Genomic DNA, 11,183 nt, shown 5'->3' with positions numbered 1-11,183 from the left:
TCGTAGTACTTCTTCTGCATTGGCTTTGAATTTTTCAAATTTGGATAATTTCTTACCCGTTATTATTTCTTTTCTTGCATTAAGTATTGCTTGAGGTGATTGTTTTTGTTTCCACTTGTTAGATTTTATAGACTTATCACCGAAGATAGCTCTACAAATAAAATACAAGCCGAAAAATATGAAAACAGATGTCAATATTCTAAGCAGTACCATTCACTTCACCTCTTTCGTATATTTCATAGGCGGTAGCAGCCGACCAATCAGAACGAGCATACTTTTTTATAGTAGTTTCGTCAACATCGTTTTCATACCATTTCAATGCCAACCTATCGGATATACAGTTTATTTTTTTATGAAATCCATCAATGTGCAATTTCATATTGTCATCCATATATTCGTTGGTTTTCTGAAAACGATATAATGTGTTAAACTGAATTTTTCCGTCTATATAATCAATACCTTCAACGATAGACATAATCTTTCTTGAGCCGTCACTAAGCTGTTTTTTGAATACCATAACCGGAAATGCTTTTAATATCTGACGCATTAACATTTTTTCAGTCATATTTGCGTTTTTCTCAAGACATAACATGAAGATACGTTCGTATGCCTCTTCGGCTGAATTTGCATGAACCGAAGTAACAATCGTATGACCTGTTAATCCGGCGTTTACCGCAGTCCATGCCTCACTTCCACGCATTTCCGCCGGAACAATAATGTCCGGGTGTTGTCTTAATGCTTCCTTTAAAAGTAACTCTGCATCCACATTACTTTTAGGATCTTCGTGTGGACGTGTTACCGTATGAATAACACGATTTAATACTTTACCGTTATCGTCTTTTGCAATGAGGTCTAACTCTCGGCTATCCTCAATACTATAAATACGTTTATCATACGGAATATTTTTAAGCAGAACGCCCATATCAGTTGTCTTACCACTTCCCGTGCCGCCGGCATAACCGACTGATACACCGCTATTCACGCATATAGTCAAAAAATCAAGTTCTTCGGCTAATGCAGTATTGCTTTTAAGCAGATTATCGCGAGTAATTGCAACTGTTTTCTGACGACGTATTGACGCTGATACACCTATTTCCCTATCCACAACAGGACGCATAATAGCACTGCAACGTACACCCTTTGAAATATAACTATCCTGTACCGGTTGTGATTCGTCAAGACGAATACCGCCATAGGCACACATTTTTTGCACTATATCTGTTGCTTGTTGCGGTGAAGCAAACGTTTCATCAAGCTTTACAAGTCCGGTAGGATAAATAACCTCAATATCATTCCATGCATTGATGTTGATTTCCTCAACATCTTTGTCATATATGTATTGTGTAATGACACCAAAGCTTGACATATCCTCATGAATTTTGTTCACAAGTTGCTGAAAATTCATATCTTCAGCACAAGTAAAACTTCCGGCATTTAGATAATGAACAATTCGGTCACGAAGTACAACTTGAGCTTCCGGATCGGTAATTATTTCTGCAAGTTCACTGGCGTGATTTTTTGATATTTCTTTTCTGACATATTCTAAAATATCATTATATGATTTTTTTTCAATCTTTCTTTCCGTTGTTTGTTCATCGTTTTCTTTTTTATTTGCTTGCCGACTCATGTCGTACATATAACTTTGTACGTCCAACTATATCACTTCCTCACATTTTTTTATTGTAACGTTAAACCGATTCATCAGGATAATCCAATTCAGGGAAATCAGGATCAGGATAATAATCTGAATTACCCTGCGGTGGTGTTTGCTGTTGATTATTGTTATTTTGTTTTTTTGCTCCGGTGAAGTATACTTCATCAACCACAACTTCTGTTGCATACTGCTTTTTGCCATCGTTGCCATCCCAACTTCTTGATTGGATACTTCCGACTACTGCAATCATACCGCCTTTTTGAAAATGTTTTGCAATAAATTCTCCTGTCTGCCGCCATGCAACACAGTTGATAAAATCTGCGTCATATTCACCGTTTGAATTTTTGAATCGTCGTGTTACTGCTATTGAAAATCTCGCAAGCGAAACACCGTTCGGAGTTTGACGCATTTCGACGTCATGTGTAAGACGTCCTATTAGTTCTACCTTATTCACGAATTTCACCTCCCCTCAATGTGATATTTTCATTCATTGACTATCACCCTCTTTAATTTAATAATAGAAGCAACGGCAACTCAAATGTCACCGTTAATATCCTACCTATTCTTCATATTGCGAACTGCCACAACCTAAAATCAACATAAATATCGGTCGTAGTAGAACTAAACCAACTGTATATCCTGCTCCATGCCCAAATGCTTTAGATAGCTTATGTTCTTGAAGTATTACAATGTATAATGCAGATATAGAACCCACAATAGTTAATGACGATATTACCGGAATAGTTGATATTGCTGAACTTACTACAGAAACTCCAATTAATATCCAAAACATATTTAAGTTATCTGTCATTTGAAACGCAGTAAACGTATTCCATAATGGTATCATTCCCTTAGCAATCGGATTATCAATATTTGCTTTCTGAAATATCTTTACATATCCTATTGCCGATAAGATATAGTTTATAGCGACAATCACCGCCATAATAGCTATTACAGGTAGCAATGCCTTCATTATCATACTTTCCATTCCCGATGACGCTGCCTGTGCCATAAATTCATTATTTATACTTTCTGTATCCTGCGACAATGCATTAATTATTAATTCGTTAGTTATACCTTCCATTTTAAATCTCCTTTATTCCTCATTATCTGTTAAGATTATATCAACCAGTTCCATAAACGCTTTTTTATAATTGCCACCAAATAGCTTGACTTTATGATATTCATTAATTATCGGCACTCCAGTATTTTCAGATAATTCAACCTGTTCATCATACGGAAGTTCTATATCAAATTTTACCGGCACATCTAATGCTTTTTCAAAATCTGATATACCTATGTAATTCTTGTCGGCATTTACAACGTTGACTACTTTGCCTCGCCATATTTCACTGAAATATCCCTGATAAGCATTCGCTATTCGTAATCCCTGTTGCGTAGGTTTCATAACATTAATCACCATATCAGCATAGTTAAGTCCCCACGCTGATACATGATTTGTTACATTTGTATCACAATCAATAATTAGATAGTCGCACATTCTTTGAAGTGCTATCAGCATATTTATACATTTGTTCTGCTCCGGCAATATTTTATTATCTGCGAATGTCAATACATTGGTTGTATCGGGTGCAGATAAAATAAATATATTGCTATTTTTATACTGTACAAGATATTCTTTTATATCGACTGATTCTTCAATAGACATATCATCATACAATTTTTTTAAACTTTTATTTTCTGCGATATTCATATCAAAAAAAGATTGAATTGATGGATAGTCTGTTCGTGGAGCAAATAATATTACTATCTTATCTTCACTCAAGACTGTCGCTAAATTAGTGCATATTGTTGATTTTCCCACACCATTTCCACCGCATACCGCAATAATCTTTCCGTTCATTTTCTTACCTCCATGATTATCTGTTAAGTAGCTTTTTTGCTTCTTCACCACGTCCGGCAAATACAACCTGAACGTCGTTATTGTTTTCCATATTCACAATACTTTTTACTTGTTCTTCTGATGTTGCTTTCACCGTAATAGACGCCGGAACAATGTCTGAAAGTTCATTTAAGTTTGCACCGGATACATTTTCGCTTTTGGCATTATCAATCGCCAAAACTTCAAAGTACCATTGCCCGCTATCTGGATTGATTTCTTTTTCCTGTGTGTCATATCCGTATAGTTGAACTGCATCACCGATTAAAATTTTACCACTCACTGACTTTGATAAAGTTTTCATTGTAACACTGACAGCAGTTTCTCCGTCTTTTAATGAATACAAATTACTCGAAGTATCAATAACACTTAATTTTTCCTGTGTTATAAAATCCGATGGATATATTGTTGACTTAGCGTATTTGTCTACAATATCGCTCTTACTTCTTATTGCTTCACTTGGGACACTGTCATATTCAACATTAACTTCTTTCAGCATATCATCTGTTATTTTTGTGTTCGCTGATATAGTCTTAGTTACTTTAATAACATTCACACGTTCACCGTCATGGTTCTTTGACGGTACAATGATAAATGCGATTATCATTGCAATTACAAAACATATGACCGCAACAACAATTTTGTTTTTAAAAATATTTGTTATACTTTTCATTAAATTAAACCTCCGATAGACTTGTATTTATAATTTGATTGTACATTGAAATATTTGGTATTGGTTCAAATACTTCAGGTGCATAATCCGCAAAAAATATTTTTAAATCTGAAAAAGCATTTTGTAAATCTGACTGTTCTTTTTTGGGGAAGAAATTAATTACTACATTTGCTTTATCTAAAATTCCTTGCGAATATGCACCCATAAAGTTATTAAATTCCCAATCTTTTATTCCGGCAATTATAATAGGAATATCTGTTTCAAAGAATTCTGCTTGTGTACATTCATTTATAGTTCCGAAATCCATTATACAGAATTTATATTTATCAGAATATTCCTCTACATCTGCATTTTTATTGAAAATATCAACATTCATTATTCTGATATATCCCGGCATTGTTTTTTTCAGGCTACTATTCTGCAACACATTGTAAATGTCATGCGTATTACATTCTTTATAGCATACGTATTTATATTGTTCACTCAGTGCTTGAGCCATAGCCAATGCGTGATGAGTTACACCTATATGTGATTGTAAACCGCATATGCCAATCGTAATCATCCTATCTTCAGGAACTTCCGCTATACTCGGAACATCTTCACTCACTTTATTCTGCTGAAAACTTTCTTTCATCCTACTGAATATATTACTTTGACTATTTGAAATAATTGTTTTTTGCTCAGCAACATTTTCGGTATTATCGTTATACTCTGTTTCAGAATATTCGCCTTGATAATCTTCCTCTGATGTATTGTTATCTTCAATATCAGAAGAATAAATTTCTGATTGCACACCACTTTCTTCCGAAATATCATCAACGTCATAATCTTCGTTATTTGACGGTGTATATAATATCTTTTCATTTTCTGTTATTGTACCGTCAAAAAATTTTGATATTACATCATCAAAATCATCTATCATTTCTTTTGTGATTATATAGTCAACTACTCCGCTTTTTTGAATTCCCTGTATCATTTCATCATTACGCATACGGTCTAACGCTATAATTAATATTTTCGTTTCATCCGTAACGAATTTTAAAACTTCAAGTTTTGATATTATATCTTCAATATCACCAATACCGAACAAATCTTCATCAATAGCTACACAATCAATGTGATTTTTATTTGTCAGTTCTTTTACAATATCCGATATGTCCAAAAAATCTGTTTGTATTTGACACGATATTCCTTTTTTAAATGTAATATCATTTAATAGCTCGGCTCGCCGTCTTTTGCAGTAATAATGCAATACTTGTACCATTCCCATACTACTGCACTCCCTCCTTAGGATTCTTAATCACTTCAATACCGTCAACTGTTTCTGTTTCATCTTCACCCTCCGGAACAGTATGTACGCCATCACTGTTATTTAGGTCATCATAATACTCATCTGCTTTTGCTGAATTTGTATTATCATTATTTGATGATGTATTATTGGTAGTATTCGATTCAGAAATAACAGGTTTATCCGTTGACTGCTGCACCGTATTGTTTTTGTTACCGGCACTATCTTCTTCTGCAATATTTGTCGCTGTCGGTACAACAGTTTCTGTCACACTAACATTGTTATCTGTTGTATTATCGCTCTTTTTGTTCATGTGGTTATATCCGTAATATATCAATACCGCAATCAATATTACTATTAAACCTAATAACTGCAATAATTTTTTTTGTCTGTCCATTTTTTATACCTCCATATTTAATTACTGAATGCCCACGCTCGAGCCGATTCGCCGGCAACCGTTCCTACATCCCATGTTTGGTTAGTTCTTTCTGTGCTTGCCGGATCATTGACCAATATCTTACCATCTGATGTTATACCTCTTAACACGATGAAATGCCCAATCTTCGTAAAATGACCGGGATTCATACTTAAAATCATAATCTTTCCTGCTTTAAGACAATTTACAATATTACTTGAGGTGTTTGATACAACATCACACGATATTCCTATAGCCGATGAATAGCTTGGGAAAAATGCCCATGCCGTTCCTTCTGAAACTTTATATCCATGTTGTTCCGACCATTTTGCAGTGTCTACAGGTGATACAACCGTTTTTGTTAAAAGAGTAGCTACCATCGCCATCGATGTCGGACCGCAACCTGATGTTGCAATAGTTCCTGTTCCATAGCTATAGTTACCATAACTACCTTGTAGATATAACGGAACATCTGTACCATTGTACGGTTCACCCGATAATGCAACAGATTCTTCAATATCTTTATTTTCTGTTATATTTCCGTCTGAATCAATAGTCCAAGCCATTAGGAATTTCTTTAATGCTCCATATCCGGGATCACGAGGTAAGTTATATCCGGTTGATATTCCGCCCTCATCTTCACCGATAATACCAAGTGGCGGTTGTCCGACAATAGCCAACAAATCTTTTTCTTCATCAACAAATCTGTGATTTCTCAAACTACTTTGTACCCCACCGCTTGACCCTGAAAAATATGACCCTACCGTATTTCGTTTATAGGCATATATTTTTTTTATAATAGTTTCATCATCCATATCTGATGTAACACCTGATTTTCTTATTACAGATGTATTCGGTCCGTATTGCTGTCCTGTTGATATTATCAATTCTTGCAAACATCGCGAGCGATTAAAGTCTATATCTAATTGACTAAGACATTTTTCTACTAACGGTTTCACATCTATTTGATGTGAATATGTAAGCTGAAAACCTGCAAATTTACTTTTGCTTATCTCTGCGGCTTTTTTCCAAGCGTCATTAAATGCAGTTGTATTCTGCGTTAATCCATTAAAAAGACTGCCTAACTCCTCATCTTGTTCTGCAAGCCAGTTAGTAAAACTTTTAACCATTCCACCTCTTGATGGGAATTGCGGAATGCCATAACTCACTCCACCATAATCACCTTCACCGGAACTTATAAATGCCGGATCGGATGTTCCTGTTTCGTATTTTCCGGCGATATATCCTAAATATTCTTCTGTAACTTCACTGTCACCTCTTGCAATGCTCAATGCCTCAAGCGGATGTGATATTACATATATCGGGAAAAACAAAAGAGAAACTACAACTGCACTTGCCAACACTATTTTTGATATTAAATGCTTTTCCTTGATTTCTTCAACAATCTTTGCCACTGCTTCGATTATTTTTTTTACAAGTTTTGGATCAATAGGTGGCATATAATCACCTTCCTTTCTCTGTAATAAAAAAACACATCACTTTTTATAAAGCAATGTGTTTCCTCAATCAAAATATTAATATGTTGATGTAGTTCCGGCATCTTCGTACATATCACCGTTGATAACAAGTTCTTTGGTAACAGTTGTACACCATTCAGTACCGTCAACACCTCCTCCGTATATATCAAATGCGATTACGTGACGTCTTGGCTCACTCCCCGTACCGCTTAAATATATATCTGTATATATCATTTTCTGACCTACAGCACTATTTGTCGGTGCAGAAAATTTAGCTGTTGTACTGTTACTGGATACTTTGTCAAGCAATACGGTACTGTCTTGAATGAAATCACCGCCAAAGGTATGTGTTGTCCATCCCATTCTTACTGCTACTTTTGTAGGTGGCTTTGGTTTTGATGTCGGTGTTCTTGATGTACTTAATCTGTGATCGCAATTACCCTCTTTATATTTTGCCACTTGTCTGTAACTTACGCTTGTGGATATGTCGGTTGTAACACCATATCCGCTTTTAAGTGTTGTTGGTGATACATCAACACTATCTACTTTTAATTTAGCCTCATACACATAATAGTGGTAACAAGTATGTTTCTTATTGTCACTGCCTGTGTAACTGTGTTTCTCTCGTTCCTCCCATTGTATTGTATTTTCTTCACTGTCGCACATAGGCGGATCAATCGGAGTTGTTGCCGGCTCATCGTCACCGTTGTTATCATCGTTTGGTTTTGGTGTCGGCGTTGGTGTCGGACTAATGTCACCACCTCCACCGCCGTTGTCTTTGGTACAACTTATAATCAAAACCAAAATAGGCTTAGTTCCCGAAACACGAACCGAAACATCAGGATCAGGATTTTCTTTTTCTTCTTCGATTCTGCCGGTTAAATCTTCAACGACATACTTCTTAACAATCACCTGTGGCTTAGGCGGGTCAATCGTGTATTTAATTATATCTTCATCGTCAGGTGTAGTTAATACTTTACCCTTAATTTCTTCTGTTTTTATGTCTTCACCTGTATCTACATCAACATACCTTACTATTAATTTAGATTCAACAGGTAATGGCGTTACATAAACGTCAAGTATTTTGTGCTTTATTTCAGGATCAAATGCCACATTTGCAATAATGCTTGAATCAACACCTAAGATTTCATTGTTATCCGCACGTTTTACATCAAAATGATTGTACGCATAACCGACATCAAAATTCATATCATTATCAACATACGCATATCCCGACTTATCCGCCAAGACGTACATTTTACCTACTGAGCTACTGCCATAAGCAAAACTATCTGTATTCTCAAGTATTACATCACCTGTTACATAATTAATAATACGCTTTGTGATTTTCATACTGTTGTCAACTGCAAGAGAAACTTTAAACGGAAACTTAAAATTATAACCGACTGCTCCGCCGTAGCTGTAGTACCAAGAATCATTTCTCTTTTTAAATTGCTGTCCGATACGAATAAGGTTACTGTCGAGAGTATCACTTTCAACTGTACCTGCCCACGTTCCCTCTTGATTTATTTCTCCTGCCTCAAAGTTTGGATAAACCATATTGTTCGGTATTTTTCCTTTTTCTAATATATCACCATAACCAAAGCTTTGACCGTAAATATATTTAGGATCATCACCCTCAACTACTTCCAATGCTCCGTAATGCTCATTAGAACCGCCGTTATATCCCCACATAGAAAATATAACGGAGCTGTACGGATAACGTGCTTTAGGCAGTTGCTTATATGGCATATTAGGTAGTAAAAGATCATTTCCACCTGTACCATCATCTTTTATTAAATGAAATTTAGGACTGAATTTCATTTCGATTCGACAAGTGTCACCATCACGATATACACGATAACCTATATCACCATTAAATAAAGTTTCTGCTTTTTCACTATTTGAATCACCCTCAACGTCTGCGTCAATATCAAATTTTAATTTCAAATCAGGTACATCTTCATCAACGTGGTCGTATATATATTGACGTATATTCTCATCAGGAATATTAGCAACATCAACACTTGCTACAATGTATATAGGATCAAATTTGTTACTCCAAATTTTTGTGACATCATCATCCGATAATTCATCACCATATACGCTTTTCCATATTGCATTGTTATTTGCAGGGTTGTCTGCATTTACATATCGCCAAAACGGAATATTTCCGCCTACTATTACAGAATTGGCATCGGTGGTTTCCATATCTCTGTTCCACGACCAATCCACTTTTGTGTATCCGTCAAGTTCATCCGCATTCACAATCAAGCTTGAAGTTATGGCCGAAAATATTACGGTCAACACCATTGTTAAAAATATTATTGTTTTTCGTTTCAATATAATCACCCTTTCTTGCACTAAAAAAGAGCCTTACGGCTCTGCTCTTATATTGTTTTAAATGTAACTATATACAATCGTTCAAAACTGTTATCACTTTTCTCCTTTCCCATTTTAATTTCTGCTTTTCCTAAATTAAATATAAACGGTAATTTATAAAACTTTAATGATTGAATTTGATTATTTTCAACTTTTCTTAATAAATAGTTTATTATTTTTTTATGTGTGATACAAAAAAATCTTTTACTGCTTGGTAATTGATTAAAACCGGATATGAAATTTTTGGCATTTCCAAAATGTTTATCGTTCCTTTTTCTAACGAATTTTTGAGAAATTATATTTCCTACCGAACAAACCAAGTATTCGTTTATATCATATTTAGGTTTCAGACATATAATCAAGAATATACTTATTATAAAAATAAGTAATAGAATTATCCTAATTATATTTATCAACATTAATATTCACCTCATATAAATTATAAGGCTTTCAACTTTTATTGTCAATGTTATCGCTTTTATAAATTACTGTATACGATACTCTCCATATTATTACAAAAATCATACTTCCACCGTTTGTAATCCCCCCTATTATCCTTATTATCACACTAAACGTATTATTAATTGGTAATTTACTAAATTGAAAATCCCCAATCACATAACATATAAACATCATTATTATAGAAATAATAGCTATTGTAGATATGCAATCTATTTTTTTGCGTATACACCTTAATTTCATAATACTTCTATTAAAAATTCTCTCTATAAAATCAAAAGATTTTTTCAATAATATACAAATGAATATAGGAATAACAAAACTTATACTTGCAATTATATAAGTTATTATAGTCTTCACCTTATAATCACCCTTTCTTGCACTAAAAAAGAGCCTTACGGCTCCATTTCATCTTTACTATTAAATTGTACTTATATATTATTTAATTCTTATACCAACACATTCATAAAATATTTCTGCATCAAAATATGGCAACGACTTAATAAATTCTTTATCATCATCGCTAACATCTTCATCCCACCATTTTTGCTTGTCAGCTTCAACTATTATTGTTTTGATATATCCGCCAATAGTTTCACATTCAGGATGTCTAATAATTTCATCTTCACTCATATCGCTTATGGAAATAAAATCCGAATATTTATATGATTGTGGGCAATTAAATAAAATATTTTCAAATCTTGTTATAGTTTTATCATCAAAATCAAAATCCGTTACATGATTAAACATTCTAACTTTAGGAGTATTGGTATTACAATATCCACTGTTATGATTTCCGCTATTATAATGTCCACTATTATAATCTCCGGTATTATGATGTCCACTATTACAATGCCCGCTGTTATAATTTCCGCTGTTAGAATCTCCGCAATTATAATCTCCACAATTATTCTCTCTACTATTATAATTTCCA

The 11,183-nt window shown here is 34.2% G+C and carries 11 protein-coding genes; all 11 read right to left on the bottom strand.

What is annotated here, in order from left to right; genetic code table 11:
- Nucleotides 1-213 (bottom strand): hypothetical protein (locus LKE05_RS13805; protein ID WP_308457216.1); only part of this gene is annotated, 213 nt, incomplete at its 3' end.
- The gene (locus LKE05_RS13800; protein WP_308457215.1) at nt 200-1,654 is read right to left on the bottom strand and encodes an ATPase, T2SS/T4P/T4SS family; all 1,455 of its coding nucleotides are present in this window, start codon (nt 1,652-1,654) and stop codon (nt 200-202) included. The genes LKE05_RS13805 and LKE05_RS13800, both read right to left, overlap by 14 nt.
- A 34-nt stretch (nt 1,655-1,688) precedes the next feature.
- Nucleotides 1,689-2,108: a single-stranded DNA-binding protein gene (locus LKE05_RS13795; protein ID WP_022231148.1), complete on the bottom strand. Its 420-nt coding sequence runs from the start codon at nt 2,106-2,108 to the stop codon at nt 1,689-1,691.
- 105 nt (nt 2,109-2,213) lie between these two features.
- Nucleotides 2,214-2,702 (bottom strand): DUF5684 domain-containing protein, encoded by a 489-nt coding sequence (locus LKE05_RS13790; RefSeq protein WP_308457214.1) that lies wholly within the window; start codon nt 2,700-2,702, stop codon nt 2,214-2,216.
- Between the two features lie 48 nt (nt 2,703-2,750).
- Nucleotides 2,751-3,518, bottom strand: a complete 768-nt coding sequence (locus tag LKE05_RS13785) for a CpaE/TadZ family protein (protein ID WP_022231150.1) — start codon at nt 3,516-3,518, stop codon at nt 2,751-2,753.
- A gap of 16 nt (nt 3,519-3,534) precedes the next feature.
- Entirely contained in the window at nt 3,535-4,227 is a 693-nt protein-coding gene (cpaB, locus tag LKE05_RS13780; RefSeq protein ID WP_022231151.1) for a Flp pilus assembly protein CpaB, read from the bottom strand.
- 4 nt (nt 4,228-4,231) lie between these two features.
- Nucleotides 4,232-5,497: a hypothetical protein gene (locus tag LKE05_RS13775; protein WP_308457213.1), complete on the bottom strand. Its 1,266-nt coding sequence runs from the start codon at nt 5,495-5,497 to the stop codon at nt 4,232-4,234.
- A 1-nt stretch (nt 5,498) separates the two neighbouring features.
- On the bottom strand, nt 5,499-5,912 hold the full coding sequence (locus tag LKE05_RS13770; protein ID WP_308457212.1) for a hypothetical protein: 414 nt from the start codon (nt 5,910-5,912) through the stop codon (nt 5,499-5,501).
- Between the two features lie 17 nt (nt 5,913-5,929).
- A complete protein-coding gene (locus LKE05_RS13765) occupies nt 5,930-7,390 on the bottom strand; it encodes a C39 family peptidase (protein WP_308457211.1) in 1,461 nt (486 codons plus the stop codon).
- A 75-nt stretch (nt 7,391-7,465) separates the two neighbouring features.
- On the bottom strand, nt 7,466-9,751 hold the full coding sequence (locus LKE05_RS13760) for a hypothetical protein (RefSeq protein ID WP_308457210.1): 2,286 nt from the start codon (nt 9,749-9,751) through the stop codon (nt 7,466-7,468).
- Nucleotides 9,752-10,687: 936 nt separating this feature from the next.
- Nucleotides 10,688-11,183 (bottom strand): pentapeptide repeat-containing protein (locus tag LKE05_RS13755; protein WP_308457209.1); only part of this gene is annotated, 496 nt, incomplete at its 5' end.

It is taken from the genome of Hominilimicola fabiformis (assembly GCF_020687385.1).
GTDB lineage: Bacteria > Bacillota > Clostridia > UBA1381 > UBA1381 > Hominilimicola > Hominilimicola fabiformis.
This window is presented reverse-complemented; position numbering and strand designations above follow the sequence as displayed.

Excerpts from the sequence above, each read along its gene's own strand:
- LKE05_RS13765 (WP_308457211.1), bottom strand. The coding sequence starts at position 7,390 with ATGCCACCTATTGATCCAAAACTTGTAAAAAAAATAATCGAAGCAGTG.
- LKE05_RS13770 (WP_308457212.1), bottom strand. The coding sequence starts at position 5,912 with ATGGACAGACAAAAAAAATTATTGCAGTTATTAGGTTTAATAGTAATA.
- LKE05_RS13775 (WP_308457213.1), bottom strand. The coding sequence starts at position 5,497 with ATGGGAATGGTACAAGTATTGCATTATTACTGCAAAAGACGGCGAGCC.
- cpaB (WP_022231151.1), bottom strand. The coding sequence starts at position 4,227 with ATGAAAAGTATAACAAATATTTTTAAAAACAAAATTGTTGTTGCGGTC.
- LKE05_RS13785 (WP_022231150.1), bottom strand. The coding sequence starts at position 3,518 with ATGAACGGAAAGATTATTGCGGTATGCGGTGGAAATGGTGTGGGAAAA.